General features: G+C 69.6%; 30 protein-coding genes. 12 read left to right on the top strand and 18 right to left on the bottom strand.

What is annotated here, in order from left to right; all coding sequences use genetic code 11:
• Positions 1-128: 128 nt before the first annotated feature.
• Positions 129-695, top strand: a complete 567-nt coding sequence (locus tag B3D50_RS04830; protein ID WP_286949792.1) for a DUF3828 domain-containing protein — start codon at positions 129-131, stop codon at positions 693-695.
• A gap of 33 nt (positions 696-728) precedes the next feature.
• Here B3D50_RS04830 and B3D50_RS04825 read toward each other — a convergent pair whose 3' ends face one another.
• The 3 genes from B3D50_RS04825 to B3D50_RS04815 are packed head-to-tail and all read right to left on the bottom strand — an operon-like array spanning position 729 to position 3042.
• The gene (locus B3D50_RS04825; RefSeq protein ID WP_286949791.1) at positions 729-1661 is read right to left on the bottom strand and encodes a bifunctional riboflavin kinase/FAD synthetase; all 933 of its coding nucleotides are present in this window, start codon (positions 1659-1661) and stop codon (positions 729-731) included.
• An 11-nt stretch (positions 1662-1672) separates the two neighbouring features.
• Entirely contained in the window at positions 1673-2134 is a 462-nt protein-coding gene (locus B3D50_RS04820; RefSeq protein WP_138140889.1) for a MaoC family dehydratase, read from the bottom strand.
• A gap of 38 nt (positions 2135-2172) precedes the next feature.
• The gene (locus B3D50_RS04815; protein WP_286949788.1) at positions 2173-3042 is read right to left on the bottom strand and encodes a TIGR01459 family HAD-type hydrolase; all 870 of its coding nucleotides are present in this window, start codon (positions 3040-3042) and stop codon (positions 2173-2175) included.
• 106 nt (positions 3043-3148) lie between these two features.
• Here B3D50_RS04815 and lspA point away from each other — a divergent pair, with 106 nt between their 5' ends.
• From lspA to B3D50_RS04790, 5 genes are all read left to right on the top strand, one after another.
• Entirely contained in the window at positions 3149-3676 is a 528-nt protein-coding gene (gene lspA / locus B3D50_RS04810) for a signal peptidase II (RefSeq protein ID WP_003165948.1), read from the top strand.
• A 67-nt stretch (positions 3677-3743) separates the two neighbouring features.
• A complete protein-coding gene (locus tag B3D50_RS04805) occupies positions 3744-4310 on the top strand; it encodes a DUF3035 domain-containing protein (protein ID WP_269299017.1) in 567 nt (188 codons plus the stop codon).
• A 167-nt stretch (positions 4311-4477) separates the two neighbouring features.
• Complete coding sequence (locus tag B3D50_RS04800; protein ID WP_286949787.1) at positions 4478-5953, top strand: TolC family protein; 1476 nt, start codon at positions 4478-4480, stop codon at positions 5951-5953.
• A gap of 11 nt (positions 5954-5964) precedes the next feature.
• Positions 5965-7017: an HlyD family secretion protein gene (locus B3D50_RS04795; RefSeq protein ID WP_286949786.1), complete on the top strand. Its 1053-nt coding sequence runs from the start codon at positions 5965-5967 to the stop codon at positions 7015-7017.
• Entirely contained in the window at positions 7014-9296 is a 2283-nt protein-coding gene (locus tag B3D50_RS04790; RefSeq protein WP_286949785.1) for an ABC transporter permease, read from the top strand. Before B3D50_RS04795 ends, B3D50_RS04790 begins: the two co-directional genes overlap by 4 nt.
• A gap of 4 nt (positions 9297-9300) precedes the next feature.
• On the opposite strand, the gene B3D50_RS04785 is transcribed toward B3D50_RS04790, so the two are convergent.
• Together B3D50_RS04785 and gloB are read right to left on the bottom strand one after the other, a co-directional pair.
• Complete coding sequence (locus B3D50_RS04785) at positions 9301-10188, bottom strand: SDR family NAD(P)-dependent oxidoreductase (RefSeq protein WP_286949784.1); 888 nt, start codon at positions 10186-10188, stop codon at positions 9301-9303.
• A 42-nt stretch (positions 10189-10230) separates the two neighbouring features.
• The gene (gene gloB, locus B3D50_RS04780; protein ID WP_286949782.1) at positions 10231-10962 is read right to left on the bottom strand and encodes a hydroxyacylglutathione hydrolase; all 732 of its coding nucleotides are present in this window, start codon (positions 10960-10962) and stop codon (positions 10231-10233) included.
• Between the two features lie 103 nt (positions 10963-11065).
• On the opposite strand from gloB, the gene B3D50_RS04775 reads away from it, so the two are divergent.
• From B3D50_RS04775 to B3D50_RS04755, 5 genes are all read left to right on the top strand, one after another.
• The gene (locus B3D50_RS04775; RefSeq protein WP_286949780.1) at positions 11066-11836 is read left to right on the top strand and encodes a methyltransferase domain-containing protein; all 771 of its coding nucleotides are present in this window, start codon (positions 11066-11068) and stop codon (positions 11834-11836) included.
• Between the two features lie 10 nt (positions 11837-11846).
• The gene (locus tag B3D50_RS04770) at positions 11847-12341 is read left to right on the top strand and encodes a SixA phosphatase family protein (RefSeq protein WP_286949778.1); all 495 of its coding nucleotides are present in this window, start codon (positions 11847-11849) and stop codon (positions 12339-12341) included.
• Complete coding sequence (locus tag B3D50_RS04765) at positions 12338-12691, top strand: DUF952 domain-containing protein (protein ID WP_286949776.1); 354 nt, start codon at positions 12338-12340, stop codon at positions 12689-12691. The genes B3D50_RS04770 and B3D50_RS04765 overlap by 4 nt, the downstream gene beginning before the upstream one ends.
• Positions 12692-12693: 2 nt before the next feature.
• The gene (locus B3D50_RS04760) at positions 12694-13731 is read left to right on the top strand and encodes a quinone-dependent dihydroorotate dehydrogenase (RefSeq protein WP_269298999.1); all 1038 of its coding nucleotides are present in this window, start codon (positions 12694-12696) and stop codon (positions 13729-13731) included.
• 125 nt (positions 13732-13856) lie between these two features.
• A complete protein-coding gene (locus B3D50_RS04755) occupies positions 13857-15716 on the top strand; it encodes an ATP-binding protein (RefSeq protein WP_286949773.1) in 1860 nt (619 codons plus the stop codon).
• On the opposite strand, the gene B3D50_RS04750 is transcribed toward B3D50_RS04755, so the two are convergent.
• Complete coding sequence (locus tag B3D50_RS04750; RefSeq protein WP_286949771.1) at positions 15713-16132, bottom strand: very short patch repair endonuclease; 420 nt, start codon at positions 16130-16132, stop codon at positions 15713-15715. The genes B3D50_RS04755 and B3D50_RS04750 overlap by 4 nt on opposite strands.
• Before the next feature lie 23 nt (positions 16133-16155).
• Positions 16156-16644, bottom strand: coding sequence for a peroxiredoxin (locus tag B3D50_RS04745; protein WP_088410358.1), 489 nt, complete (start codon positions 16642-16644; stop codon positions 16156-16158).
• Positions 16645-16779: 135 nt separating this feature from the next.
• Between B3D50_RS04745 and B3D50_RS04740 the strand changes: the two genes are divergently transcribed.
• A complete protein-coding gene (locus B3D50_RS04740; RefSeq protein WP_286949768.1) occupies positions 16780-17349 on the top strand; it encodes a YqgE/AlgH family protein in 570 nt (189 codons plus the stop codon).
• A 16-nt stretch (positions 17350-17365) separates the two neighbouring features.
• On the opposite strand, the gene B3D50_RS04735 is transcribed toward B3D50_RS04740, so the two are convergent.
• The 11 genes from B3D50_RS04735 to B3D50_RS04685 all read right to left on the bottom strand — a co-directional run.
• Positions 17366-18361, bottom strand: coding sequence for a serine hydrolase domain-containing protein (locus B3D50_RS04735; protein ID WP_286949766.1), 996 nt, complete (start codon positions 18359-18361; stop codon positions 17366-17368).
• Positions 18362-18541: 180 nt separating this feature from the next.
• Positions 18542-20215, bottom strand: a complete 1674-nt coding sequence (locus B3D50_RS04730; RefSeq protein WP_286949764.1) for a putative bifunctional diguanylate cyclase/phosphodiesterase — start codon at positions 20213-20215, stop codon at positions 18542-18544.
• Positions 20212-20832, bottom strand: coding sequence for a GNAT family N-acetyltransferase (locus tag B3D50_RS04725; RefSeq protein ID WP_286949761.1), 621 nt, complete (start codon positions 20830-20832; stop codon positions 20212-20214). The genes B3D50_RS04730 and B3D50_RS04725 overlap by 4 nt, the downstream gene beginning before the upstream one ends.
• Before the next feature lie 46 nt (positions 20833-20878).
• On the bottom strand, positions 20879-22093 hold the full coding sequence (locus B3D50_RS04720; protein WP_286949759.1) for a M16 family metallopeptidase: 1215 nt from the start codon (positions 22091-22093) through the stop codon (positions 20879-20881).
• A 55-nt stretch (positions 22094-22148) separates the two neighbouring features.
• The gene (locus B3D50_RS04715) at positions 22149-22874 is read right to left on the bottom strand and encodes an SURF1 family protein (protein WP_286949757.1); all 726 of its coding nucleotides are present in this window, start codon (positions 22872-22874) and stop codon (positions 22149-22151) included.
• Entirely contained in the window at positions 22871-23299 is a 429-nt protein-coding gene (locus B3D50_RS04710; protein ID WP_409516114.1) for a DUF983 domain-containing protein, read from the bottom strand. The genes B3D50_RS04715 and B3D50_RS04710 overlap by 4 nt, the downstream gene beginning before the upstream one ends.
• Positions 23296-24174, bottom strand: a complete 879-nt coding sequence (locus tag B3D50_RS04705) for a cytochrome c oxidase subunit 3 (protein ID WP_286949755.1) — start codon at positions 24172-24174, stop codon at positions 23296-23298. Before B3D50_RS04705 ends, B3D50_RS04710 begins: the two co-directional genes overlap by 4 nt.
• A 42-nt stretch (positions 24175-24216) precedes the next feature.
• Positions 24217-24792: a cytochrome c oxidase assembly protein gene (locus tag B3D50_RS04700; protein WP_003165975.1), complete on the bottom strand. Its 576-nt coding sequence runs from the start codon at positions 24790-24792 to the stop codon at positions 24217-24219.
• A gap of 5 nt (positions 24793-24797) precedes the next feature.
• Positions 24798-25058 (bottom strand): hypothetical protein, encoded by a 261-nt coding sequence (locus tag B3D50_RS04695; protein WP_269298977.1) that lies wholly within the window; start codon positions 25056-25058, stop codon positions 24798-24800.
• 5 nt (positions 25059-25063) lie between these two features.
• The gene (cyoE, locus tag B3D50_RS04690; protein WP_003165977.1) at positions 25064-26041 is read right to left on the bottom strand and encodes a heme o synthase; all 978 of its coding nucleotides are present in this window, start codon (positions 26039-26041) and stop codon (positions 25064-25066) included.
• Positions 26042-26104: 63 nt separating this feature from the next.
• Positions 26105-26964 (bottom strand): cbb3-type cytochrome c oxidase subunit I (locus B3D50_RS04685; protein ID WP_286949750.1); only part of this gene is annotated, 860 nt, incomplete at its 5' end.

The following is a 26964-nucleotide window of genomic DNA, read 5'->3' as shown; positions in this document are numbered from 1 at the left end:
CCTGCAGCGCTACGCCGGGCGGCTAATCGAAATCGGGCGGATCACGCGAACGGTCATGATGGGAAGGCTCTAGCAGACCCGGCGTCCCCTGCGCCATAGTCCAGACGAACAGATGGGGAGACGATCAGATGCGTGTTCAAGCCCTGGCGACGGCGGCGGCGTTGGCCCTGACGGCGGCCGCCTGCTCAGAACCGACGAGCACGCCTGCGGCGGCAGAGAAGGCCGCCCCCGCCCTGACCGGCCGCGCCGCCGTCTACGCCGCGGGCGAAAAGGACGCCGAGGCCTTCGTGCGCGCCCTCTACGCCCGCGTCAGCGAGCCGCGCGATACGCCCGACCCGGCCGAGGCGACCATCACCCCCGGCCGCGACCCGCTCTATTCGCGCACCATGAACGCCCTGATCGGCGTCGACGACCGCGAAGCCAAGCGCACGAACAGCGCCCCCTACCTCGACCACGATCCGATCTGCGCCTGTCAGGACATCAACGGCTTCGCGCTGAAATCAGTGACGATGACGCCGGACGGTCCGCGCGCGGCCACGGCCGACGTCGTCTTCACCAACCACGGCGAGGACCAGCGCCGGACGCTGAAACTGCTGAAGGAAGGCCCGATGTGGCGCATCGCCGATGTCATCGACGACAAGGGCAAGTCGCTGCACGACGACCTGATGGCCATCGCCGAAAAGGCGCCGGGCTGAGCCAGTAGTCCCTCTCCTGATGGGAGAGGGTCTCTAAAGAGCCAGCACGGCCCTCGCCGCCTCTGCGTCCGCGTCGATCTGGACCTTGAGCGCGTCCAGGCCGTCGAACTTCATCTCGCCGCGCAGGAAGGCGACCAGCTCGGTCTCCAGCACTTGGCCGTAGAGGCTCTCATCGAAGTCCAGCAGCCAGACTTCCAGCAGAGGCTCGTCAACCTCGAACATCGGACGGACGCCCAGATTGGCGACGCCCTTGACCACCCGCCCGTCCGGCAGCCGGGTGCGGGTGGCGTAAACTCCATAGGCCGGACGCATATAGTCGCCCATGGCGATGTTGGCGGTCGGCACGCCGATGGTGCGGCCGCGTTTGTCCCCGTGGATCACCTCGCCCTGGATGGCGAAGGGGCGGCCCAGGATGGCGGCGGCGCGATCCATGTCGCCCGCCTTCAACGCCTCGCGCACGGCGCTGGACGACAGCTTGAGGCCCGAGGCGTCGTCGATGCGGTCGGTGACGGAGACCGTAAAGCCCAGCGTCTCGCCATAGGTCTGCAGCAGGGCCGGCGAGCCGGAGCGGCCCTTGCCGAAGGTGAAGTCGAAGCCGACGGCGGCGTGTCTGATCCCCAGGCCTTCCGACAGGACGCGGCGGGCGAACTCCTCGTCTGACATGCCCGCCATCTCGCGGTCGAACGGCAACAGATACAGGCGGTCGACGCCCAGCGGCGCCAGGGCGCGCCCCATCTGGTCCGGCGTCATCAGGCGAAAGGGCGCGGCCTCGGGCTGAAACAGGCGGCGCGGATGAGGGTCGAAGCTGACCACGGCCAGGGGAACGCCCAGGCGATCCGCCGCTTCGCGCGCCGAGGCGATGACCGCCTGATGGCCGCGATGCACGCCGTCGAAGGCGCCGACGGCGACAGCCGCCCCCTTCTGCGCGTCCGTCAGGCCGCGCCAGTCGCGAATGACCTCGACCACCTCGCCAGCCTTCAGCGGGCCGAGGGCTTGCGGCGGCGTGGCACGCGCACGACGGCCACGCCGTCCATGATCAGCTTGTCCTCGACGAAGCCTTCGCACTTCAACTGGGCGCGGGCGCCTTCCTGGTCCAGTTCGATGACAGTGATGATAATCCGCACCGTATCGCCGATCCGCACCGGGAAATGGAAGGCCAGCGTCTGGGAGATGTAGATCGACCCCGCGCCCGGCAGGATGGTTCCCACCACCGCCGATCCGAAGGCCGCCGACAGCAGGCCGTGGGCGATACGTCCGCGATAGGCCGTCTTGGCCGCGAAGGCTTCGTCCAGGTGCACCGGATTGAAGTCGTCGGACGCCTCGGCGAACAGACGAATCCGCTCCTCCGTGACATGAACCGTCTTCTCGGCGGCCATGCCGACGTGGAGTTCGTCGAGGATATAACCGCCCGACGGGTGCGCTTGGACCAGATCAACCATGATCCGCCTTTAAGGCAGGTGCGACGAAATGGCGAGACTCACCACGTCAGTTCCAGCGCGGCGTAGCGGGCGAAGGTCGTCTCGGCACGGAGCAGTTCGGCTGCGCGGGCCGGATCGAGGGCCCCGTCCGCGCCCTTGGCGGCGTCGCCGTGAATGCCCTGGGCGATGAACAGACAGTCCAGCGCCTGTTCAGCGGCGCCCAAAACGTCCGTGACCACGCCGTCGCCGATGCACAGGACGCGCGAACGATCGACCGCGCGGCCCATCAGACCCTCGGCCTCCTTCAGCGCCAGGGCGTAGATGGGGGCGAACGGCTTGCCCGCCATGACCACGCGGCCGCCCATGGACTCATAGAGGTCGGCGATGGCGCCGCCGCAATAGATGATGGAATCGCCGCGCTGCACCACGCGGTCGGGGTTGGCGCAGATCAGCTCCAGCCCGCGCGCGACGGCGGGCGTCAGGCGCTCGCGATAGTCCTCGGGCGTCTCGGTCGTATCGTCGTAGGGGCCGGTGACGGAGATGAAGGCGGCGTCGTTCGCGTCATGGGCGCCGGTCAGGTCCAGGCCCTCATAGAGGACGAAGTCGCGATCCGGCCCGATGATCCAGGCCGGACCCGGCGCGCGGCGCGCCAGCTCCATGCGGGTGGCGTCGCCCGAGGTGACGAACGCCTTCCAGGCGCTGCGCGGCACGCCCAGAGCATCCAGCTGGGCCACCACGTCCGGCGAGGGGCGCGGCGAGTTGGAGATCAGGACGACATGGCCGCCCTTCTCATTGAACTTCGTCAGGGCCTCGCAGGCCGCAGGCCAGCTTTCGCGGCCGTTGTGGATCACGCCCCAGACGTCGCAGAGCAGGATGTCGTAGTCGTCGGCGACGGCGGACAGGCGGGGCAGCGGATGAGGCAGGGTCATGCCCCGCTTATAGCGGGGGAAAACCGGGGGGGAAGGCCGTGCGGCGATCGGCGCGCCTGCGCTTTCCCTCTTCGCCGTCGAACGTCTTCCTGCTAACCGGCAGGACATGAAGATTTCCCGTCTCGCCCTGGGGGCCTATCTGATCGCCCTCGCCGTCATCGTGCTGGATCAGTTGACCAAGGCCTGGGTGCTGAGCGCCATCGGCGCCGAACACATCACCCACATTCCCGACGGCTTCCGCATCGCCGAGGTGGCGCCGCCGGTGTTCAACCTGACCTATGTGCTGAACACCGGCGTCAGCTTCGGCCTGTTCGGCGGCGGCGCCGGGCGCTGGATCCTGAGCGTCTTCTCCGTCGTGGTGGCGGGCCTGCTGGCCTGGTGGGCGACGCGGGCGGACCGTCGACTGCTGATCGCCGCCATCGGCTTGGTCATGGGCGGCGCCGTCGGCAACGTCATCGACCGCATCCGCTTCGGCGGCGTGGTCGACTTCCTCGACTTTTCCGGCACGGGCCTGTTCCCCTGGATCTTCAACATCGCCGACAGCGGCATCACCGTAGGGGTCGCCCTGCTGATCCTGGACAGCTTCTTGTCCGAGCGCCGTTCCGCAGTTGGCTCGGCCCACGAAAAGTCGTAATCACCCCCCCTTAACTATCGACCCGAGCCTGCGCCCGCGCGGCGCGCCTCCCGGAGCCGAACGACCCATGCGTATCCGTCCCGTCCTGATCGTGACCCTGGCCGCCGGCGCGGCCCTCAGCCTGAGCGCCTGCGGATCGATGAAGCAGAGCATCGGCCTGACCAAGGTCGTGCCGGACGAATTCGTCACCGTGGCCAGCGCCCCCCTGGTGGTGCCGCCGGAATACGGCCTCACCCCGCCCTCGCCCGGCGCCCCGCGCCCGCAGGAGCTGGCGCCTGAAAGCGCCGCCCGCCAGATTCTGCTGGGTCAGCGCCAGGCCGTGACCCGCACGCCGGGCGAACAGATTCTGGCCGCCGAGGCCGGCGCTGACCGCGCCGATCCGCTGGCTCGCTACGTCGTCGACGACGAATTCGGCAGCCTGGCGCACAAGGAAGAAAGCTGGGCCAACCGCATCATGTTCTGGCGCAAGGACGATCCGGCCAGCCAGGCCCCGACCGTCAGCCAGACCTCGGAAGGGGGCAAGACCATCGACGCCGCCAGCGAGCGCGCGCGTCTGGACGCCCTGACCGGCGGCCGCGAGGGCATCACCATCGCCCCCCGCCGCGACGGCCGCTTCAAGCTGCCGGGCCTCTAAGACCGGACAGGCTGCATCTTCAGCCAAGGGGCGCGTTCGTCACGGCGAGCGCGCCCTTTGCAATTGGCGCGCTTGCTTGACGCAACGGCTGCGCTTCAGGATCGTTGTTCACAGCTGGTTGCGGGGTTGAAGCGATGGCTAGGGCTTGGAACGGATGGCGTGTCGCCTTGGCTGCGGGCGTTCTGACGGCCTGCGCGCCCCCCGCCCTGGCTCAGATGCAAGCCGCCGTCGAGACGCCGCGCACGCCCCTGACCTACGCCGAGGCCGAGGCGCGGCTGCGCACGACCTCCAGCCTGGGGCGCGCCGCCGGCTACGGGGTCGAGGCTGCCGAGGCCCAGGCCCAGGTCGCCGCCGGGCTGAACCGGCCCACGGTATCGCTGGACGCCCAGCTGATCCGCTATCGCAAGACCTTCGATCTGTCGCTGTCGGACGCGCTGGACCGCGCCCAGTCCGACCTCGGCGCCGCCATTCCCGGCCTGATCTCGGACCTGCCGGGCGTGCCGGGCGACGTGCTGAACGCGGTGGGACAGCGGCTTGAGGCCGCCCTGCCGGAGATCTTCGCCGCCCTGCCCCACGACATCCGGCTGCAGGTGGACGACACGACCTTCCGCCCGACGGTCACGGCGCTGCAACCGATCTACACCGGCGGGGCCATCCCCGCCTTGCGACGCGCTGCGGCGGCCAATGTCGACCTGGCCGAGGCCCGACGGCAGGAGGCCCTGAACCTGGAGAGCGTCAACCTGGCCCGCGCCTATTTCGGCCAGGTGCTGGCGGCCGAGGCGCTGAAGATCGCGCTGGAGACCCGCGACGGCTTCGACCTGCACCTGAAGAACGCCCGCCGCATGGAAGAGGAAGGGATGCTCAGCCGCGCCCAGACCCTTCAGGTCGAGGTCGCCCGCGACGCCGCCCAGCGCCAGGTCAACCGCGCCGAGCTGGAGCATGAAAACGCCGTCGCCTCCCTGGCCCGCGTCGCCGACGTCGAGACGGGCGTGACCCCGACCACCCCCCTGTTCGTCAATCGCGATCCGGTCGGCCCCGCCGCCGTCTTCCTGGACAGCGCGAGCCAGTCGAATTCGCGCCTCATCCAGGCCCAGGCGGGGCGCGATCTGGCCGAGGCCGGGGCGGATCTGGCGGCCTCGCGGATGAAGCCGTCGGTCTACGCCTTCGGAACCTACAATATGAACCCGGACGATTCCCTGCCGACCGAGCCGGACTGGGCCTTTGGGCTGGGCGCCCGCTACACCCTGATGTCGTCGCTGGACCGGCGGCGGATGCTCGGCGCCGCCCGCGCCCAGGCTGCGGCCGCCGGCGAGGTCGAGCGCCAGGCCCGCGACGACGCCCGCCTGCTGGTCACGCGCGCCTACAACCAGGTCGAGCTGGCGCGGCGGCAGTTCCTGACCATGGACAGCAGCCTGGCGGCCGCGCGCGAGAACCTGCGCGTGCAGGAGGTCGGCTTCCGCGAGGGCGAGGCGACGGCCGCCTCGGTCATCGACGCCCGCAACCTGCTGGGGACGGCGCGGCTGCAACGGGCGGCGGCGGCCTATGAATACGACCTCAGCCTGTCGGCCCTGCTGGCGGCGGCGGGAAGCGACCAGACCCTGAACGACTATCTGCAACGCGACGACCGGATCAGCGCCCCATGAATCAGCGCCCCATGAGCGAGACGCCTTCCTCGGCCTATACGCCGCCCCAGCCCGCCGAAGCGCCCCCGCCCAAGCCGCGCCGGTCGCCGCTGCCCCTGATCGTCGCGGCGGGCGTGGTCCTGCTGATCGCCTTCATCGTCGTGGGCCTGTTCCTGGCCGCCCGCCCGGCGCCGGATCAGGTCCAGGGCATGGTCGAGGCCGAGACCTTCACCGTCGCCACCAAGGTGCCCAGCCGCGTCGAACGCTTCCTGGCCGCCGAGGGCGATCAGGTGAAGGCGGGGCAGGAGCTGGCCCTGATGAGCAGCCCCGAGGTCGAAGCCAAGGACGCCCAGGCCCGCGCCCTGCTGCAGTCGACGCAGGCCATCCAGTCCATGAGCCGCGAGGGCGCCCGCGCCGAGGACGTGCAGTCGGTCGAATCGATCTGGCGCGCCTCTCAGGCCACGGCCCGGCTGGCAGACCAGACCGCGCGCCGCGCCGAGAACCTGTTCGCCGAAGGGGTCATCTCGGCCCAGCGTCGCGACGAAGCCGTCGCCGCCCGCGCCGCCACCGCCTCCCAGACCGAGGCCGCCCGCCAGCAGTATCTAAAGGCGCTGGCCGGAACCCGGCCGCAGGAGAAGTCGGTCGCCGACGCCAACGTCAGCGGCGCCCGCGCCGCCGTCGCCGAGGTCGAGAGCCTGCAGGGCGAAACCCGCCTGACCGCCCCGCACGGCGGCGAGGTGTCGGAACGCTTCGCCAATGTCGGCGAACTGGTGCTGACAGGCGTGCCGGTCTTCACCATCGTCGACACGGCCGATCCCTGGGTCGCCTTCAGCGTGCGCGAGGACCAGTTCCGCGACCTGAAGATCGGCGCCGCCGTGCGCGGCGACGTGCCCGCGCTGGGGATCAAGGGCGCCGCCTTCCGCGTCACCGCCATCAGCCCCCAGGGCGAGTTCGCCACCTGGCGCTCGACCCGCCAGTCCAGCGGCTATGACGTGCGCAGCTTCCAGGTGAAGGCCAAGCCCGCCCGGCCGATCGAAGGGCTGCGGCCGGGCATGAGCGTCCTGTTCGACTGGTCGCCGCGATGACGCGCGGCGCGGCCGTCTTCCTCGCGGCCGTTCAGGACGAGACGCGGCGGCTGGCGACCCGCCCGTGGGACGCCTTCGTCGCCTTCGGCCTGCCGCTGATCCTGCTGGCGGTGATCGCCGCCATGCTGGCGCCCGGCGTGATCCGCCAGGCCCCGGTCGCCGTGGTCGATCAGGACAATTCCGCCTTCAGCCGCGCGGCCATCCGCAACATGGAGGCCAGCCCCGGCGTGCGCGTGGCCCGCGCCCCGGCGACGGTGGATGAGGCCGTGGCTCTGATGCGGCGCGGCGAGGTCTACAGCATCGCCCACTTCCCCCCAGGCTTCAGCGAAGGCGCCTTTCGCCGCCCGGAGCAGGTGACGGTGTCGTTCAACGGCGCCTTCCAGACCGTCGGCGCCCTGTCGGCCCTGGGCCAGTCCTCGGCCATCGCCTCGGCCGCCGCGCCCCGGCTGGAGGAGCGGGCGCGCCAGATGGGCCTGCCCGCCACGGCGCTGGAGCCGCCCGCCGTCCAGGTGTCGATCATCGGCAATCCGCAGCTGAGTTTCGAGCTGTTCCTCGGCGGCCTGCTGGCGCCCGGCGTGCTGCACCTGCTGGCGGCCTGTTCGGCGGTGCTGGCGGTCGGACGACTGATGCAGGGCGGCTCGTTCCAGGCGTTCAAGGCGCAGACCGGCGGGCGGACCACGGCGGCCCTGATCGGACGGCTGACGCCGCACTTCGTCGTCTTCACCCTGTGGGGCCTGGCTTGGATCGGCTGGCTGTGCGGGATCAGAGGCTGGGGCGTGGCGGGGTCGCTGCCCCTGCTGATGCTGGGCGTGGTCGCCCTGATGGCGGTCAGCGTCGCCCTGTCGGCCCTGCTGGTCGCCCTGCTGGGGGACGTCGACATGGCCTTCTCGGCCACCGCCATCTATTCGGGCGCGGCCATCGCCTTTTCAAACGGCACCCTGCCGTTGGATCACGGGCCGCGCTTCGCCCGAATCTGGAGCGACATCCTGCCCTATACCCACTATCTGCGGCTTCAGACCGGCCAGATGGTGACCGGCGCGGCGCCCGGCGGGGCCTGGCGCGACCTGGCGATCCTGAGCGTCGTCACCCTGTTCGCCCTGATCGTCTCTGCCGTGCTGATCCGCCTTCGCGCCCGCCGCGCGCCCAAGGCGGAGGCGCTGGCCTTTCCCCTGCCCGAACAGGGCGTCGGCGCCGCCTTCATCGCGACCTTCCGCAACCTGCCGCGCGCCCGGCCGGTCAGCAGCCTGCTGATCCTGGCCGTCGTTCTCTACGCCTTCTACTATCCGGCCGCCTACGCCGGACAGGCGGCGACGGGCCTGCCGGTCGCCGTGGTGACGCCGACGCAGAGCGCCCTCACCCGCGCCCTGGTCGAAGATCTGAACGCCTCCCACGCGGTCGAGGTCGCCGCCGTCCTCCCCTCGACCGCCGAAGCGTCCGACCTGATGCGGCGCGGCGTGGTCGACGGCGTCGTCATCCTGCCCGAACGGTTCGAGGCCGACCTGGCGCGCGGCGCGCCCGACGGCGTGGCCGTCTGGCTGAACGGCGGCTATCTGGTCCGCGTCACCTCGGTCGGCAAGGCGGTCGCGGCGGCCGCCGCCCATGTCGCCGAGACGCGGCTGGAGGGCCTGCCCGAGGCCGCCCGTGCGGCCCGGTTGGCGCCGAGCCTGAAACAGGTCTCCCTGTTCAACCCGACCGAGGGCTATGGCGACTACGCCGTGCCCGCCGTCAGCCTGATCATCCTGCAGCAGACCCTGCTGCTGGGCGCGGGCGTCATCGCCGCCCTGCGTCGCGAGACCGGCGCCGCTCCCATGCGACGCAGCGCCCGGCTGGGCCTGTGGCTGGCGCTGACGACGATCGGCACGGCGTCCTGCCTGTTCTATTTCGGCTTCGTCTTCTGGTTTCAGGACTATCCGCGCGCGGGCGACATGGCCGGGGTGATCCTGCTGGCGCCGGTCTTCTCGGCCGGGGTTGCGGCGCTGGGCCTGCTGCTGGGCGGACTGTTCGACCGGCATGAGCGGGTGTTGCAGGTGCTGGTCGGCACGTCAGCGCCGCTGTTCTTCCTGGCGGGCGCGGCCTGGCCGCACTTCATGATGCCCAAGCTGCTGGTCTGGCTGGCCCACCTGTCGCCCTCGACCGCGGCGGTTCAGGCCTTCGTGCGGATGAACGCCATGGGCGCCGGCCTGGCCGAGGTCGCGCCCCAGGCGCTGATGCTGGTCGCCCTGGCGCTGGTCTTCGGCGCCCTGTGGCTGTGGCGCGGCGACGACCGCCGCCGCGCCTGAAGGTTCAGCCCGCCGCCATCGGCGCCGAGACTCCTGCCGAGATCATCTCCTGCGCGCCCTGCTGGAAGCCGTAGTCCGGTACGATCTCGCCCTCGCGGTTCGAGGCCTCGTCCCAGCGTGCGATCAGTTGCTCGCCCGCATCCGCAGCCCCGCCGATGCGCACGCCCGGCGTCAGGGTGATGTTGGCCGTGGCGAAATGTCCGCCGCCCGCGCACAGGATGGCCCGCGTCGGCGCGTCCTCGCCCACCAGCGCCAGCAGGCCGGGGCTGACCAGGGCCGGGTCCAGCGCCTTCAGCACCTCCTCCGAAAGGATGCCCGCAGTCATCTGGGTGGCGGCGGTCGGCGCCAAGGCGTTGACCTTGATGTTATGCTTGGCGCCCTCGATGGCCAGGGTCTGCATCAGACCCACCTGGGCCAGCTTGGCCGCGCCATAGTTGGCCTGGCCGAAATTGCCGTAGAGGCCGGACGAAGAGGTCGTCATGACGATGCGGCCGTAGGTCTGCGCGCGCATGATCTCCCACACGGCCTTGGAGCAGATGGCCGCCCCCATCAGATGCACGTCCACCACCAGGCGGAAGTCATCCAGCGTCATCTTCGAGAAGCTCTTGTCGCGCAGGATGCCGGCGTTGTTGATCAGGATGTCGATGCGGCCCCAGGCCTTCATCGCCGCCTCGACCATGGCCTGAACCGCGTCGACGTCGGTGACGGAGCCCGCCGCCGCCATAGCCTGGCCGCCCGCCGTGACGATCTCGTCCGCCAAGCCCTGCGCCGCCGCCTCGGTCAGGTCGTTGACCACGACCTTGGCGCCCTGACCGGCCAGATAGAGGGCGTGACAGCGGCCCAGGCCCCCGCCCGCGCCGGTCACGATGGCGACCCGATCCTTCAACTGCATGAACATCTCCGATGATGGGTGACTGGAAATCCGGCGGGCGTCCTAGCCCTTGAAGCCGTCCTTGAGGGCGCGGCGTTCGGCGAAGTCGGCGGCGTCGCGGGCGCGCAGGAAGGGATTGAAGCGGCGTTCGATCCCTACCGTGGTCGGCACGGTCGCCTCCCCACGCTCACGAGCGGCGAAGATGGCCTCGGCGTGGGCCTTCAACGCCTCGTCGGCGTCCGGCAGCGACAGGGCGAAGCGGGCGTTCGACGCCGTGTATTCATGGGCGCAATAGAGGGTCGTCGCCTCGGGCCAGGCGGCGATGCGGTTCAGGCTGTCCCACATCTGCTGCGGCGTTCCCTCGAACAGCCGCCCGCAGCCTAGGGCGAAGATGACGTCGCCGAGGAAGGCCAGCCCATCCTCCGCCGCATGATAGACCACATGGCCCAGGGTATGCCCCGGCGACAGCACCACATCAAAGGTCGTTTCACCCAGGCGCACCGCCTCGCCGTCGACCAGAACGTGATCCAGCGGCGCCGCGCGGCGCACCTCTTCCGGCCCGGCGATCTCGCAGCCCGTCTCGGCCTGCAACCGTTCGTTGCCGCCGGTGTGATCGGCGTGCCAGTGGGTGTTCAGGATCAGATCCAGCCGCCCCCAGCCCGACGCCTCCAGATCGGCCAGGACGGCCTCGGCGTCCGGCGTGTCGACGGCGGCGACCAGCCCCGTCGCCTCATCGCGGATCAGGAAGCCGTAGTTGTCGGACAGACAGGGAAACTGGCGAACGGTCAGGGTCATGGGGAGGTCTCCTATCGAAACCCTATCCTAAGCCGCGCGAAGAGGAACCCTCCGCCGCCCAGAATGGATGAAGTCGTGCAGACTTTCAGCCATACTGCCCCCCATGCGCCGCAGCATCGACGATCTCCGCACCTTCTACGGCGAGCCGACCGGCGCGCTGGCCCGGCGCATGCTGGCGCGGCGGCTGGAGGACGCCTGGGGCGAGGCCAACAACTGCGACGTTCTGGGCCTGGGCTACGCCACGCCCTGGCTGGACGGCTTCATCGGCGCGCGCCGGGTGATCGCCGCCATGCCGGGCGGACAGGGCGCCGAGCAATGGGCCGTGGCGGGACGCAACCGCACCGTCCTGGTCGACGACCGGCGCCTGCCCTTCGCCGCCGGGACGTTCGACCGCATCCTGCTGGTCCACGCCCTCGAGGAAGCCGACGATCCGCAAGGCCTGCTGGCCGAGGCGGTGCGCGTCCTGGCCCCGGCCGGGCGCATCATCCTGGCGGCGGCGGCGCGCGGCGGCATGTGGGCGCGGGCCGAGACCACCCCCTTCGGCCACGGCCGCCCCTTCACCCGCGGCCAGTTGGAGCGGCTGGTGCGCGAGGTCGGACTGGAGCCCGCCGCCTGGTCGCAGGCTCTCTACGTCCCGCCGTGGCGGCCGATGCTGCCGCTGGCCGACGGTCTGGAGCAGGTGGGGCCGAAGCTGTTTCCCGGCGCAGCGGGCCTGATCATGCTGGAAGCCTCGCGCAGGGCCTACGCCCGCGTACGGCCCGGCGGCGCGGCCCAGGCCGTGCTGGCCGGTCGCCCGGCCCTGACCCCCTCGCCCGCCGCTCGCGATCAAGCGTCCGCCGCGCACCCTATGGTCGCCGCACGCAAACAGCCGTAAAGCCCTCGCCATGCAGAGACTGATCCTGATGCGTCACGCCAAGGCCGAAGCCTCGGCGCCGGGCGGCGACGTGGCCCGTCCCCTGAGCGAGCGCGGCCGCCGCGACGCCGCCGCCATGGGCCGCGCCCTGGCCGCGCGGGGTCTGAAGCCCGACATGGCCCTGGTCTCGGGCGCCCAGCGCACGCGCGACACCTGGGATGGCGTCAGCGAGCATTTCGGCGATGTCGAGCTGCACGTCTCCGACGCCCTCTACAACGCCCCCGCCGACGTGCTGCGCCGCGCGGTCGAGACGGCCGAGGACCAGGCGGGCTGCCTGCTGCTGATCGCCCATAACCCCGGCGTGCACCAGCTGGCGGTCGAATATCTGATCGAGAGCGCGGCCTCGCCCTCGGTGCTGGACAAGATGAGCGGCGGTTTCCCCACCGGGGCGGCGGCGATCTTCAGCGTCGATGTCGCCGGTCGCCCGTCCTATGAAGGCTGGCTGACGCCGGAGACCCTGGCGTGACGGATCTGCCCGACGTCGCCTTCAAGATCCTGAGCCGCGCCGACTGGCGCGCCGTCCTGGCCGAGGGCCGTTATGACGGCTCGCCCGTGGACCTGGCCGACGGCTACATCCACCTGTCCGCCGCCGACCAGTTGGAAGCCACGGCGGCGAAACACTACGCGGGCCAGACCGAGCTGATGCTGGTCGAGGTCGACCTGACCGCCCTGGGCGACGCCTTGGTCTGGGAGCCGTCGCGCGGCGGCGCCCTGTTTCCCCACATCTACGGCCCCCTGCCTGTCGCGGCGACGCGCGCCGCCCGCGCCCTGTCGGTGACGGCCGACGGCCGCATGATCGTCGAAGAGACCGCCTGAACATGAGCCTGACCGACCTCGGCGCCTGGGCGCTGCGCCAACTCGACCCCGAAAACGCGCACCGCCTGGCCATCCGCGCCCTGCAGATGACGCCCCTGCCCGCGCCCGGCGCCGACGATCCGATCCTGAAGACCACGATCGCCGGGCTGGAGATGTCCAACCCCGTCGGTCTGGCCGCCGGCCTCGACAAGAACGGCGAGGCGCTGGAAGGCCTGTCGCGCCTGGGCTTCGGCGCCGTGGAATGCGGTTCGGTCACGCCGCGCGCCCAACCCGGCAACCCCAGGCCGCGCCTGTTCCGCCTGGCGGAAGACCGGGCCGTCATCAACCGCATGGGCTTCAACAACGAGGGGCTGGAGCCCTTCGCCGCCCGTCTGGCGCGGCGTCCGACCCGCACGGCCATCGGCGCCAACCTGGGCGCCAACAAGGACACTGAAGACAAGGCCGCCGACTATGTGATCGGGCTGAAAAAGCTGGCGGGGCTGGCGGACTATTTCACGGTCAACATCTCCTCGCCCAACACGCCGGGCCTGCGCGCGCTGCAGGGCCGCGAGGCGCTGGACGACCTGCTGGGCCGCATCCATGAGGCCCGCCCCGGCGACGGGGCGCCAGTCTTCCTGAAGATCGCGCCCGACCTGATCGGCGAAGAAATCGGCATGATCGTCGAGGCCTCCATCGCCCACCGCATCGACGCCCTGATCGTGTCCAACACGACGCTGGAGCGGCCCGCCTCCCTGCGGTCAGCCTATAAGGGCGAGGCGGGCGGCCTGTCGGGCGCCCCGCTAAAGCCTTTCGCCCAGAAGGCGCTGGAGGCCGCGGCCGAGGCGGCGGGCGGGCGCCTGCCGCTGATCGCCGTAGGCGGCATCGCCGACGGCGCGGACGCCTATGCCCGCATCCGGGCGGGCGCCTCGGCGGTCCAGGTCTATTCGGCCCTGATCTATGAGGGACCGGGCATGGTCGGTCGGATCAAGCGCGATCTGGCGGCCCGTCTGCGCGCCGACGGCTTCGCCAGCATGGCCGAGGCGACCGCCTCCGGCCGTTGACGGAGCATTAGGTCTCCGTCGCCATGATGCAACCGAGGGGCGCTACCGCCCGTTCGGAACGCCGCATGACGCAGACCGACGCATCCCGGAACGGGTGGGCATACGCCATCCGACAGCGGCACAAGATGCTGCCTCAACGGCTTGTCGTGGGGTTGGCCTGCGCCCTGTTGTTCAGCCCTATCCTGGGCCTGCCCATCTGCCTGGGCTGGCTGGCGGTCTATCTGCTGATGCAAGCGGCCGAGGCCGCCGCCTTCGCCCCCGTAACGCGCGGCCAGGTCTCCGCGCCCAAGGGCTGGCGCGGCGCCCTGGGCGATCTGGCGCTCACGGCCAACGCCGGCGTCTACGCCGGCATCGCCGTGCCGCTGTGGATCATGGGCGGTCTGCCCGGCGGCGTAGTCGCCACCACCCTGCTGGCGGCGGGCGCGATCAATTCGGTCATCGCCTCGGCCGGCAATATGCGGGTCTTCCTCTGGACGGTCGCGCCCCAGGTGGCGGTGCTGGCCTTGGCGCCGCTGTTCATGGCCCGCCTGGGGGTCGAGGGCCGCTTCATCCTGCCGGTCGCCATCGGCGTCGTGGCCTTCATCTTCTTCTGCCTGACGACCCGCAGCCGGCTTCACGCCGCCGGCGAAGCCGAAGCCCGCGCCCTGAAGGAAGCCGACGGCAAGCGCCGTCAGGCCGAGAGCGTCATGGCCGGCCGCAGCGCTCTTCTGGCCGCCGTCGCCCACGACCTGCGCACCCCGATCGGCGCCATCCTGACCGGCGCCCATGAACTGACGCGCGTCGCCGCCCCCTCGTCCGCGACCCGTCAGCAGACGGCCATGATCGAGGACGCCGGGCTGATGATGAAGGGGCTGCTGGACGACCTGCTGGACCACGCCCGCCTCGACGCCGGGCGCCTGAAGGTCGAGACGCGGGATTTCGACCTGCGCGACCTGCTCAACCACACCTTCCGCCTGTGGCAGGGCCCGGTCAGGGCCAAAGGCCTGCGCCTGCGTTTGGACGGCTCGCGCTATATGCCGGGCGTGGTTCAGGGCGACGCCATGCGCCTGCGCCAGGTGCTGAACAACCTGATCTCCAACGCCGTCAAATTCACCGATGCGGGCGTCATCACCATCCAGCTGCGCTCCTGGCGCGATGAAGCCGGGCTGCATGTCCTGCTGATCGACGTGGCCGATACCGGAGCGGGCATGACGGCCGGTCAGATGGACCGCCTCTTCACCCCGTTCGATCAGACCACCGACGGGGTCGCCGCACGCTACGGGGGCTCGGGGCTGGGCCTGGCGATCAGTCGTGATCTGGTCGAGCTGATGGGCGGCCGCCTGACGGTCCGCAGCCAGGCGGGCCAAGGCTCGACTTTCACCGTCGCCCTGACCCTGCCCGAAGGCGTGGAAGAGGCCGCCGCGCCCGCCTCCGACCTGGTCGCCGCGCCCGTTGTCCGCAGCCCGCCTGAACGGGCGCCCGTGCCGACGCCGGTTCGCCCGGAGGTCGAAACGGCGCCGCCGTCAGCCCCGACCATGGCCCCAGCCCCGACGCCGCCCTCCGTCATGACTGAGACGGATGCACCGCGCGACGCGGAACGCCCCTTAAGAGTGCTGGTGGTCGACGATCACGCCATCAACCGCCGCGCCATCCAGGTGATCCTGCAAGCCTTCGACTGCGAGCTGACCATGGCCGAGGACGGCCTGGCCGCGCTGAAGGCCTGCGAATCCGGCGTCTTCGACGTCATCTTCATGGATGTGCGGATGCCGGAGCTGGACGGCCGCGAAACCACCCGCCGCCTGCGCTCGGGCCATGGGTCGAACGTCGCGACGCCCGTCATCGCCGTGACCGCCGACACCGCGCCCGAGGACATCGCCGCCTGTCTGGACGCGGGCATGAACCACTTCGTCGCTAAGCCGCTGACCCCGGCGGTGCTGTTGGCCGCCCTGAGCGAGGTGCTGGGCGCGGCCGATGAGGCGGACATCGACGCCCAGGCCGTCGCCTAAGTCGTCGTCTGGTCCAGCAACGCGTCCAGCAGCCGCTCGCCCCAATCCGGCGCCTTCTGCTCGCACTCCCACAGGATCAGCACGCGCCAGCCCTGCGCCTGCAGCTCCGCCGTGACGCGGTCGTCGCGCGCCCGGTTGCGGTCAATCTTGGCGATCCAGTAGTCGGCGTTGGAGCGGGGCTGTCGCGCCCCGCGCGGGCAATCATGGCCGTGCCAGAAGCAGCCGTGGACGAACAGGGCGATGCGTCGCCCCTTCATCACCACATCGGGTCGGCCAGGCAGGCCGCAGCCGCCCAGCCGATAGCCGATCCCGGCGCCCCGCAGCAGGCGCCGGACCTTCATCTCGGGCGTGGTGTCGCGCCCCTTCACCCGGCGCATGACGGCGCTGCGTTTTTCCGGGGTGAAGACGTCGCCCATGGTTCAATAAGCGACGCGGGTCGTCACAACTGGGCCAGCAGGTGCTCGGCCGAAGACACCTTGAACTCGCCGCCCTGCTCGATGTTGAGCTGGTCGACCACCCCGTCCTTGACCAACATGGAGTAGCGCTGCGAACGCTCGCCCATGCCGAAGCCCTTGGCGTCCAGCGCCAGCCCCACCGCGCGGGTGAAGTCGCCGTTACCGTCGGCCAGCATGACCACGTCGTCGGCGCCGTTCAGATCATTGGCCTTGGCCCAGGCGCCCATGACGAAGGCGTCGTTGACCGAGACGCAGGCGACCGTGTCCACGCCCTTGCCCGCCAGATCGGCGCGGTGATCGACATAGCCCGGCAGGTGGCGCGCCGAACAGGTCGGCGTGAAGGCGCCCGGCACGGCGAACAGGGCGACCGTCTTGCCGCCGAACAGTTCGGCCGTCGTGACCGGCTTGGGGCCGTCGGGCGTCATGGTCGTCAGGGTGGCGTCGGGAATGCGGTCGCCGATCTGGATGGTCATGTCGGGGTCTCCGGGAGTTCGGCCCGGACGATCCAGGACGATGGGAGTCAGATAGAGACCCGTAAGGAGATCGCCAAGCGCGTGGGGCCCTGAGAATGGCTTGCGCCCGCCATCGTCCGCCCCGATGATAGGGGCATGACCGCCTTCTCCTCCCTGACCGGGCGTCTTCTGGTGGCGATGCCGGGTATCGACGACGATCGCTTCCGCCACGCCGTCATCCTGATCTGCGCCCACGACGATGAACACGCTCTGGGCCTGCGCCTGGACCAGCCCGCGCCGGGCGTGTCCCTGGCCGAGGTCCTTGAAAAGCTGGACACGCCGATCGACGACGCCGCGGGCGACCGTTCAGTGCTGATCGGCGGCCCGGTCGAGCGCGAGCGCGGCTTCGTCCTGCACACGGACGACTGGACCAGCGAGGACGCCAGCCTGACCTTCGGCGAGGGTCTGGCCCTGACCGGCACCCGCGACGCCCTGGCCGCCATGGCCGACGCCGAGGACGGCCCCAGCCGCTCCATCCTGCTGCTGGGCTACGCCGGCTGGGGCGAGGGGCAGCTCGAGGAAGAGCTGAACGAGAACATCTGGCTGACGACGGACGCCGATCCGGCCCTGATCTTCGACGCCGACTACGACACCAAATGGAGCCGCGCCCTGGCCGCGCTCGGCGTCGACGCCGCCCGCCTGTCCAGCCAGAGCGGCCGGGCCTGAAGGCGGTCGAACGCCCTCAGGTTCCGAGCATCTCGCTGACGAACTCATCGGTGTGACGGCGTTTGGCGGACAGGGCGGCGACAGCGATCCGTCGGTCCTTCACCACGGCGACCTCGGCCTGCGATCCCCATGTCCCGCCGTTGTGGAAGGCGATCTCTCCGTCCTTGTGCGGGGCCAGAAGCCAGCAATAGCCGATGGCGACGCCGCCCATCTGGGCCACGGGCGTCTGAGCCCTGAGCACGCCCTTCACGATCTCGTCCGGCCCCTCGCCCCAGGCGGCGCGCAGGAAACGCAGTTGATCCTCGACCGTGGAAGCCAGCATCCCCGCAGGCGCCATCTGATCGCGCAGATAGGGCACGGGGCGATCCCAGTCGTTGACGCTGATCGCCACCAGATCGGGCTCTTCCTCCGGCCGCAGGAAATCCGTGCGTCGGATTCCCAGCGGTCTGAGTAGGCGCTGATCCAGCAGATCGGCGAAGTCCATCCCCGCAGCGTGCGCTAGGGCGTCGCCCAGCAGGCTGACGCCCATGCTCGAATACCGAGGCGCTTCGCCGACCCGCGCCTGTTTCACCGCCGCCATGAGCATGGCGCGATACTTCGCTGCATCCACGCCGCGCCAAGGATCCTTCACCGACAGGGACAGGGCGGCCAGGCTTTCGCGCCAGAACAGGGGCTTGGGCGTGTTCGGCAGTCCGCTGCGATGGCTGGCCAGTTCAACCAGGGTCGGCGGCCTGACCGGCCAGGGCAGAGCCTTGCCGAACAGATGATCCACCGGCGCCTCGGGATCGACGTCTCCCGCTTCGACCATGACGCCCAGCAAGGAGCCGGTGAAGACCTTGGTGACGGAGCCGATCTCGAACCGCCGATCGATCTCATGGTCCGGAAAGGCGGCGAAACAGAGCCTGGCCCCATCCTGTACGCCGACGGCGAGCGGCGCCGACGAGGCGCCTTTCAGCTTTTCAAAGCTGACATCAAGGCGCTCGTTCGTTTGAGACTCACCTTGCAAACGCATCGACTGTGCGCCCCTGAATGTAAAAACAAGAGGCGATCAATCAGTTCGACAGCAACAGGTTCAAGTTACAAATAACTTAGATAAAGCCTATCCGGCGTCACCTTTAACGCTCGAAGCAAATCTATTTTATACGAAGAGACGCGACACGGCCGCATCCTCTCACCTGCAGCTTGCTGAAAGTCAGCCTGACCGCGCCTTGATCGGCGCCGCGCCGTCGGCGAGGGATTCGTTCAGATACACCTCGGCCTCCTGGGCCGGCAGAGCGGGCGCATAGCCGAAGCCCTGGCCGTAATGGCAGCCGTCATCGAGCAGCAGTTGCGCCAGGGAGGCGTTTTCGACCCCCTCGGCCACCACTTCCAGCGCCAGGTCGCGACCCAGGTTGACGACGGATTTGACGATCTTGGCCGAGCCTTCGTCCTTGTCCATGGTCAGAACGAAGTAGCGATCGATCTTCAACGTGTCGAACGGCAGCTTGGCCAGGTAGGACAGGGACGAGAACCCCGTGCCGAAATCGTCCAGCGCCAGACTGGCCCCCGCCTCGCGCAGGGCCTTCAGCACCTCGGCGGCGCGCGCGGTGTCGCGCATGATGTCGCCCTCGGTGACTTCCAGCTTCAGGGCGCCGCGCGGCAGGCCCGCCTCCTTGATGATGCGGGCCACGTCCTCGACCAGATGGGCGCGCTCGATCTCGCCCACCGACAGGTTGACGCTGCAGAACAGCCGCCCGGCGCCGGGGTGGCGCTGCAGCCACTCGGCCAGCTGACGCGCCGCCTCGGTCATCATCAGCAGGCCCAGTTCGTTCATCAGGCCCATTTCGTCGGCCAGGGTCAGGAACTCGTCCGGCGGCACCAGGCCGCGCCGGGGGTGGCGCCAGCGCGCCAGGGCCTCGAAGCCCGCCACGGCGCCGCTGTTCAGATTGACGATCGGCTGGAAGAAGGGCTCGATCTCGCCGCGTACGAAGGCGTTGCGCAGGTCCGCCTCAAGCGCCAGGCGCGACAGGCTGTCGGTCTCCAGCGCCCGGCCATAGGCCGCCGCGCCGCCGCGCCCGGCCTGCTTGGCCTGTTCCACCGCCAGTTCGACCCGGCGCAGAAGCTCGGCGGCGTCCGGCGCGTCCGGTCCGCCCTCGGCCGTCACGGCGCCGATGGACAGGGTCGGATAGATGTCGAAGCCCGCCAGCCGCAGCGGCTGCTCCAACGCCTCGCGCAGGCGTTCGCTGCCGCTGGCCCCGCTGCCGCCGCGCCGCACCAGGACGGCGAACTCGTCCTCGCCGATGCGGGCCGGGATGCAGTCTTCGGAGAAGGCCGCCGACAGGCGCGACCCCAGGGCCGACAGCACCAGATCGGCGCGCTCATGGCCCAGCGCTTCGTTGAGACGACGCAGCCGATCCAGATCGGCCACCACCATTTCATAGTCGCCCGCCGTCCCCAGCGTCTCGGCCACGCGCACCAAGAAGGTGCGTCGATCCAGCAACCCTGTCAGCGTATCGCGATCCGCGCCCGCGAACTTGGTTTCAAGCGCGACGATGCCCGCCGCGCGCAGGCCGTCCTCAAGCCAGACGCCGCGCCACAGGCAGGTCTCGCAGCCGCGCATCCGCAGGCGCACGGCGATCTCCGTCCCCTCGGCCTGGGGTTTCAGCAGACGATCGGCCAGGGCGCGGTCCTGAGGCATGGCCAGGGCGGTGAAGGCCGCGCCCGAGCATTGCGGCGCCAGCGGCCCCAGACCCAGCGGCCGGGTGGCCCCCGTAAAGCGGATCTGATCCTCGGCGGGCGTCCAGATCCATAGGGCGGCGTCGGCCGCGGCGAGGGCTTCGATCGCCGTGGTCGGATCCCACGTCAGGGCTCTGGATCGTGTGCTCAAGACGGGTCCGATACTCTGACTGAAGGGGCGACGCCGACGGCGAACTCATCACGCAGAACGCCAAACAGCAGATGGTCTGCCCACCGGCCGTTAATTTTCAAATAAGCGCGGGCCACGCCTTCCTGGCGAAAACCCGCCTTTTCCAGCACGCGCCGCGAGGCGTGGTTGGTCGGCACGCAGGCGGCCTCGACCCGATGCAGCCCCAGCGCGCTGAAGGCATGGCCCAGCATGGCCCGCGCCGCCGCCGTGCCGACGCCCTGCCCCGCATAGGGACGGCCTACCCAGTAGCCCAGGGTGCCGGTCTCGGCCACGCCGCGCCGGATGTTGGACAGGGTGATGGCGCCCAGCAGCGCCTCATCGGCTTGATCGAACACGAACAGGGGCCAGGCCGTCCCCTGCTCCATCTCCCGCGCATAGACGCCCAGGCGGCGACGATAGGCGGCGCGGGTCAGATCGTCCTCGGCCCAGGCCGGCTCCCACGGCTGCAGATAGTCGCGCGATTCCTCACGCAGGGAGGCCCACGCCACATAGTCCGCAGGGCGCGGCGGGCGCAGCAGAACCCCCTGCCCGTTCAGGACCGGTCCGGTCGCCTCGGCCATCCAGTCGAACAGGGCCATGGTGCAGACGATAGCGCGAAGCGATCTCGGCGTCAGCAGGCCGCGATCAGCCCGCCGCCATCCGCTGGCGGAAGACGCGCCCCGCCCCGCCCGCGGCCCTGGGCCCCAGAACCGCCGTCGCCGCCAGTCCTTGCCCCGTCATGGCCTGGCCCACCGCGCGCAGATCCTGCGCCGTCTGGGCCTCGATGCGGGCGGCGCTCTCTTCCGACGAGACGGGCGCGCCGAACGCCAGGGTCTGTCCCGCCAGACGGCCCGAGCGGCTGGCCGGGCTTTCGTCGGCCATCCACAGGCTGGCGTTCAGCACGGCCTTGGCCCGCGCCAGCTCCGCCTCCGTCGGCCCCTTGTCGGCCAGATCGAGGATCTCGGCGGCGCACAGCTCGGCCAGTTCCAGCGACCGCTCGGCCGCCGCCCCGGCGTAGACGCCCAGCACGCCCAGTTCGTCATAGGTCTCGTGATAGGCGTCGATGGCGTAGGCCAGACCCCGATCCTCGCGCGCGCTCTGAAACAGGCGCGAGGCCATGCCCCCGCCCAAGATTTCGGTGAACAGGCGCAGGGCGGGCTGGCGCGGATCGCGCACGCCCAGGCTGGGCAGCTGGAAGACCAAATTGGCCTGTTCGATCTTGCGCGCCAGCTTCGCCTCGCCGCCGGTGAAGACAGCCGACGCCGTCGGTTCGTGCGGCGCGGCGACCGCCTGGCCGAACCAGGCCTCGGCCAGGGTCAGCAGCTCGGCCTCATCGACCGCGCCGGACACCGACACCACCATGTGATCGGGCGAATAGAGGCGCGCGCGCCAGTCGGCCACGGCCGCCCGGTCGGCGGGCGCCAGGCTGGCGATCGAACCCAGGATCGGCCGCCCCAGGGCCTGGCCGGCGAAGGCCTGGGTCTGGGCCATCTCGAACACATGATCGTCGGGGGTGTCGAAGGCCTCGGCGATCTCCTGCGCCACCACGTCCTTCTCGCGCTCGATCTCCTCGGGCGACAGGGTCGGACGGAACACCAGGTCGGACAGCACCTGCATGGCCAGCGGCAGGCTGCCCTTCAGGGCGCGCACGTCGAAGCTGGTGCGCTCATAGCCGGTGGCGGCGTTGATCGAGCCGCCCTCGGCCTCGATGCGCTCGACGATCTCGCGCGCGCCCATGTCGCCCGCGCCCTTGAAGACCAGATGCTCCAGCAGATGCGACCAGCCGGAATGGACTTCGTCCTCCATGCGGGCGCCGCCGTTGACGGCCACGGTCACGGCGATGGTGCGCAGGCCGGGCATGGGGTCGCACACGACGCGCACGCCGTTGGACAGGGTGTGAAGACGAGCAGTCAGGTCAGCGATCCTTGGAAGGCGTGGGGCGATAGCGGCGCAGCAGCAGGGCCGCATAGAAGACGACCAGGGTGATCGCCAGGCCGAACCAGGTCAGGGCGTAGCCCAGGTGGTTGTTGCTGAAGGCGGCGGGCGGCGCCACCGGCCGCAGCGCCGTCAGTTCAGGATTGGCCGAAGTGGTGGCATAGACGGTGTAGGACGACACCGCCCCCGTCACGCCCAGGGCCTGGGCCATCGCCGCCCGGTCGCGGCCGTAGAAGAGTTTGCCCGAGGGCGGCGGGGTCATGGCGTTGGGGCCGGGCGCCTGGCGCACCACGCCCGCGACGACGACCGGCATGGCGGCCTCGGCCCGCACGGCGGGGCGCTCGGCGGCTTCGGCGGGCAGGAAGCCGCGGTCGACCAGCACCGTCCCCCGCCCCTCGACCGGACAGGCCGAGATCAGCCGCACCCCGGCGTCGCCGTCCTCGATGGTCTGAAGCTCGACGAAGGGCGCCGCGTTCAGGCCGCGGCAGGTCACGATCACCTGGCGGAACTCGGGATCCTCCAGCGCCAGGGCTTCGGCCAGGGGAAGCGGCGCCTGGGCCGCGGCGGCCTCGGCTTTGTCGATCAGGTCCAGTTTCCACTGCAGCCGCTGCACCTGCCACACGCCCAGCGTCAGCAGGGCGCCGAGCAGCAGGACGGCGATCACGGTCAGGATGATGGGAAAGCGAGGCCGGGCGGCGACGGTCATCGGGTGTCTCGGTGGGAATCGGCGCCGCGCTGGCGCAGCATCTGCAGGGCCGTCATCAGCCCTTTGCCCGGCCGCATCAAGGCCACGGCCAGAACCGCGACCAGCGGCAGCCAGATGATCAGGTGCAGCCAGATCGGCGGGCTCCAGGCGATCTCGACAGCCAGGGCCGAGAAGCCGACCAGAAAGCCGGCGAGCTGCATGATGAAGGTGGCGGCGCCGTCGCCCGTCTCGACCGCGCCCAGATCATAGCCGCAAGCCTCGCAAACGACGCAGCGCTTCAGGAAGCCCTGGAACAGAGGCCCGCGCCCGCAGGCCGGACAGCGCCCCATGAGCCCCGCGCGCACGGCGGGCCAGACAAGCAAATCGGCGCGGGGCTTGGGGCCCCGCGCCGACGAAAGCTCGACTTGTCCGTCGCGTTCGATCAACCGAAGACGACGTACATGAAGACGAAGAGGAACAGCCACACCACGTCGACGAAGTGCCAGTACCAGGCGGCGGCTTCGAGACCGAAGTGCTTCTGCGGGGTCATCTGACCGGCGTAGAGGCGCAGCAGGCAGACGGCCAGGAAGATGGTGCCGACCAGGACGTGGAAGCCGTGGAAGCCCGTCGTCATGAAGAAGATGGAGCCGTACAGCTTGGCCTGAGCCGCTTCTTCGCTGAAGAACAGGTGGCCGTGCAGGATGTGGTAATACTCATAGGCCTGAACGCCGGTGAACAGCACGCCCAGCAGGACGGTGATCAGCAGGCCCAGCTTGGCGCCCTTGCGGTCGCCGCCGATCAGGGCGTGGTGCGCCCAGGTCAGGGTCGTGCCCGACAGCAGCAGGATGACCGTGTTCATGAGCGGCAGGCTCCACGGATCCAGCAGCTCGACGCCCTTGGGCGGCCAGCTCTGCCAGGCGGTCGCCGTGTCGGCCCAGTTGCCGACTTCCGGGATGATCGTGCGCGCTTCGTTGAAGATCGCCATGTCGAAGAACATCCAGAAGAAGGAGACGAAGAACATCACCTCCGACGCGATGAACAGCACCATGCCGTAGCGCAGGCCGATGCCGACGACGGGGGTGTGGTCGCCCTTCTTGGATTCCTTGATGACGTCGGACCACCAGCCGTACATCGTGAACAGCACGCCCGCGAGACCGGCGAAGAACAGCCACTTGGTGCCTTCCGGCAGACCGAACAGGCCCTTCATCCACATCACGGCGCCCACGAACATGATGCAGGCGGAGAAGGAGGCGATCAGCGGCCAGGGGCTCGGATCGACCAGATGGTAGTCGTGTTGCGGTTTCGCGTGAGCGTCAGCCATTCCCAAGGTCTCTGAATTAAGGCGAGAGTCGTTTGAAGAGGGCTATAGCCCCCGCTCTCCGGCTTTGCCAACAGCAGAGTCGTTCGCAACGGCCTGCTGAAAGCCTTTGGTTGGAAAGAAGGTGTAGCTGAGGGTGATTTCGCGCACCCCCTTCACCTCGGCGTCGGTCGCCATCTCGGGCGCGACGAAATACTGCATCGGGAAGGACACGGTCGCGCCCGGCGCGATCTCCTGCCCCTCGAAGCAGAAGCACTGAAGCTTCTGGAAGTACGGGCCGGCCCGCTCGGGCACGACGTTGTAGGCCGCCGTGGCGTGGATCGTCTGGTTCGAGGTGTTGGTCACTTCGAAATAGGCCATGCCCGTCTCGCCGATGCGGACCTTCTGGCTGAACTGCTCGGCCTTGAAGGTCATGGGCAGGTCGCGGACGTTGGTGTCGAAGCGGATCAGGACTTCCTGATCCAGAATCTCGGTCGGAGCCGCCTCGGCCTTCATGGTCGTGCCGTCAAAGCCCGTGACCTGGCAGAACAGCCGGTACAGCGGCACGGCGGCGAAGGCCGCGCCCGTCATGAAAATGACCAAGGCCGCGCACAGCAACGCGACCGAATTCTTGTTCTTCACGGCCCTCAAGGCTCCTGGGTTGCGGGCGCGGGAACGGGTGCGTCCGGCTGGACCGGCGCGGGCAGGGCCGGATCGGCCCTCTCCAGCGTGGCCAGGGCCGCCGCCTCGGCTTCATGCCGCGCCTGGTTGTTGGCGTGCATGCGAGACACCGTCACGGTGTAGACCAGGGCGATGAAGGCCAGCAGGCCCAGGGCGATGGCCACGTTGCGACGCTTACGCGCACGAACCTGTTCATCGTTCAGCTTCAGGAACTCGGGTTTGGACATGGAACTCAGACTCCGACACCCGACAGATGCTCGACCAGCAGGGCCGAGAACAACGCCATCAGGTACAAGATCGAAAAGGCGAACAGGTTGCGGGCCGGTTTGGCCTCGGCCCGGACATCATACAATGCGGCCTCTCGCCCCACGGCCTCGGCCTTGTCGGGCTGATCGCCGGCGCGCGAGCGCCACAGGCGGAAGGCCAGGGCCAGGAAGCCCAAGCCGCCCGCGACCGAGACCACCAGATAGATGGGGCCGCCCAGGCCGGTGAAGGCGGGCGCGATCGCCACGGGCACGAAGGCCAGGCTGTAGAGCATGATCTGCAAACGGGTGGACTTGGCTCCGCGCGCCACCGGCATCATCGGAATGCCCGCCTTGGCGTAGTCGCCGGCCGAATAGAGGGTCAGGGCCCATGTGTGCGGCGGCGTCCACATGAAGATGATCAGGAACAGCAGCCAGGCCTGCCACGGCGCATCGCCCGTCACCGCCGCCCAGCCGATCACGGGCGGCAAGGCCCCGGCCGCGCCGCCGATGACGATGTTCTGGGGCGTGCGGCGCTTCAGCACCAGGGTGTAGAGCCAGGCGTAATAGACGATGGTCAGGGCCAGCAGGCCGCCCGCCAGCCAGTTGGTCGTCATGCCCAGCAGCATGACCGAGAAGATCGACAGCACCATGCCGAAGGCGATGGCGTCGTTCTTGCGCACGCGTCCGGCCGCGACCGGGCGTCCGCGCGTGCGACGCATCAGGGCGTCGGTCTCGCCCTCGACCGCCATGTTCAGCGCGCCCGCCGCCCCGGCGCCGATGGCGATGCACAGAACGGCGATGACGGCGTTGACCCAGCTCAGCTGCCCCGGCGCCACGACCAGGCCCGTCACCGCTGTGAACACCACAAGCGACATGACGCGCGGTTTCAACAACTGGAAGAAGTCTTCCGGCTGGGCCGTGGTGACGAGGGGCGTTTCTTGGGCGGGGCGTTCGATCATGGTCATAAAGCGCGAAGGCCGCCCTTCCGGTTACGGAAGGGCGGCCTCTCCGAGTCTATCCGATACGGATCAGTGGTTGTCCGCCTTGACCACCGGCAGTTCGTTGAACTGGTGGTGCGGCGGCGGCGAGGACAGGGTCCACTCCAGCGTGGTGGCACCTTCGCCCCACGGGTTGGCCTCGGCCTTGCGGCGACGGATGGCGGATTCCACCAGCAGCACCAGGAACACGCCCACGCCGATGATGGTGATCAGATAGCCGACCGACGAGACGTGGTTCCAGTAGGTGAAGGCTTCCGGATAGTCGACGTAGCGACGCGGCATGCCCTGCAGACCCAGGAAGTGCTGCGGGAAGAACACCAGGTTCACGCCCACGAACATGATCCAGAAGTGAGCCTGAGCCAGGAACTCGTTGTACTTTACCCCGAACATCTTCTCGTACCAGTAGTAGAAGGCCGCGAAGATCGAGAAGATGGCGCCCAGCGACAGCACGTAGTGGAAGTGCGCCACGACGTAGTAGGTGTCGTGCAGGCTGTAGTCGATGCCGGCGTTCGACAGGACCACGCCGGTCACGCCGCCGACGGTGAACAGGAAGATGAAGCCCATCGCCCACAGCATGGGCGCCTTGAAGGTGATGGAGCCGCCCCACATGGTGGCGATCCAGCTGAAGATCTTCACGCCCGTGGGCACGGCGATGATCATGGTCGCGGCCACGAAGTAGGCGCGCAGGTTCACGCTCATGCCGACCGTATACATGTGGTGCGCCCACACGATGAAGCCGATGAAGCCGATGGCGACCATGGCGTAGGCCATCGCGAGGTAGCCGAAGATCGGCTTCTTCGAGAAGGTCGAGACGATGTGCGAGATCATGCCGAAGCCCGGCAGGATCATGATGTACACTTCGGGGTGGCCGAAGAACCAGAACAGGTGCT

Source organism: Brevundimonas sp. UBA7507, from assembly GCF_002478355.1.
Classification (GTDB): domain Bacteria; phylum Pseudomonadota; class Alphaproteobacteria; order Caulobacterales; family Caulobacteraceae; genus Brevundimonas; species Brevundimonas diminuta_D.
Note: the sequence above shows the minus strand (reverse complement) of the source record. Positions and strands in the feature narration are given on the sequence as shown.

Bases quoted from the DNA above. Each gene is read 5' to 3' on its own strand.
- B3D50_RS04820 (WP_138140889.1), bottom strand. From the start codon at position 2,134: ATGGTTGATCTGGTCCAAGCGCACCCGTCGGGCGGTTATATCCTCGAC.
- B3D50_RS04830 (WP_286949792.1), top strand. From the start codon at position 129: ATGCGTGTTCAAGCCCTGGCGACGGCGGCGGCGTTGGCCCTGACGGCG.
- B3D50_RS04715 (WP_286949757.1), bottom strand. From the start codon at position 22,874: ATGACCGTCGCCGCCCGGCCTCGCTTTCCCATCATCCTGACCGTGATC.
- lspA (WP_003165948.1), top strand. From the start codon at position 3,149: ATGAAGATTTCCCGTCTCGCCCTGGGGGCCTATCTGATCGCCCTCGCC.
- B3D50_RS04815 (WP_286949788.1), bottom strand. From the start codon at position 3,042: ATGACCCTGCCTCATCCGCTGCCCCGCCTGTCCGCCGTCGCCGACGAC.
- B3D50_RS04790 (WP_286949785.1), top strand. From the start codon at position 7,014: ATGACGCGCGGCGCGGCCGTCTTCCTCGCGGCCGTTCAGGACGAGACG.
- B3D50_RS04805 (WP_269299017.1), top strand. From the start codon at position 3,744: ATGCGTATCCGTCCCGTCCTGATCGTGACCCTGGCCGCCGGCGCGGCC.
- cyoE (WP_003165977.1), bottom strand. From the start codon at position 26,041: ATGACCATGATCGAACGCCCCGCCCAAGAAACGCCCCTCGTCACCACG.
- B3D50_RS04755 (WP_286949773.1), top strand. From the start codon at position 13,857: ATGCTGCCTCAACGGCTTGTCGTGGGGTTGGCCTGCGCCCTGTTGTTC.
- B3D50_RS04735 (WP_286949766.1), bottom strand. From the start codon at position 18,361: ATGCGTTTGCAAGGTGAGTCTCAAACGAACGAGCGCCTTGATGTCAGC.
- gloB (WP_286949782.1), bottom strand. From the start codon at position 10,962: ATGACCCTGACCGTTCGCCAGTTTCCCTGTCTGTCCGACAACTACGGC.
- B3D50_RS04760 (WP_269298999.1), top strand. From the start codon at position 12,694: ATGAGCCTGACCGACCTCGGCGCCTGGGCGCTGCGCCAACTCGACCCC.
- B3D50_RS04705 (WP_286949755.1), bottom strand. From the start codon at position 24,174: ATGGCTGACGCTCACGCGAAACCGCAACACGACTACCATCTGGTCGAT.
- B3D50_RS04725 (WP_286949761.1), bottom strand. From the start codon at position 20,832: ATGGCCCTGTTCGACTGGATGGCCGAGGCGACCGGACCGGTCCTGAAC.
- B3D50_RS04695 (WP_269298977.1), bottom strand. From the start codon at position 25,058: ATGTCCAAACCCGAGTTCCTGAAGCTGAACGATGAACAGGTTCGTGCG.
- B3D50_RS04740 (WP_286949768.1), top strand. From the start codon at position 16,780: ATGACCGCCTTCTCCTCCCTGACCGGGCGTCTTCTGGTGGCGATGCCG.
- B3D50_RS04770 (WP_286949778.1), top strand. From the start codon at position 11,847: ATGCAGAGACTGATCCTGATGCGTCACGCCAAGGCCGAAGCCTCGGCG.
- B3D50_RS04750 (WP_286949771.1), bottom strand. From the start codon at position 16,132: ATGGGCGACGTCTTCACCCCGGAAAAACGCAGCGCCGTCATGCGCCGG.
- B3D50_RS04745 (WP_088410358.1), bottom strand. From the start codon at position 16,644: ATGACCATCCAGATCGGCGACCGCATTCCCGACGCCACCCTGACGACC.
- B3D50_RS04720 (WP_286949759.1), bottom strand. From the start codon at position 22,093: ATGCCCGGCCTGCGCACCATCGCCGTGACCGTGGCCGTCAACGGCGGC.
- B3D50_RS04785 (WP_286949784.1), bottom strand. From the start codon at position 10,188: ATGCAGTTGAAGGATCGGGTCGCCATCGTGACCGGCGCGGGCGGGGGC.
- B3D50_RS04775 (WP_286949780.1), top strand. From the start codon at position 11,066: ATGCGCCGCAGCATCGACGATCTCCGCACCTTCTACGGCGAGCCGACC.
- B3D50_RS04795 (WP_286949786.1), top strand. From the start codon at position 5,965: ATGAGCGAGACGCCTTCCTCGGCCTATACGCCGCCCCAGCCCGCCGAA.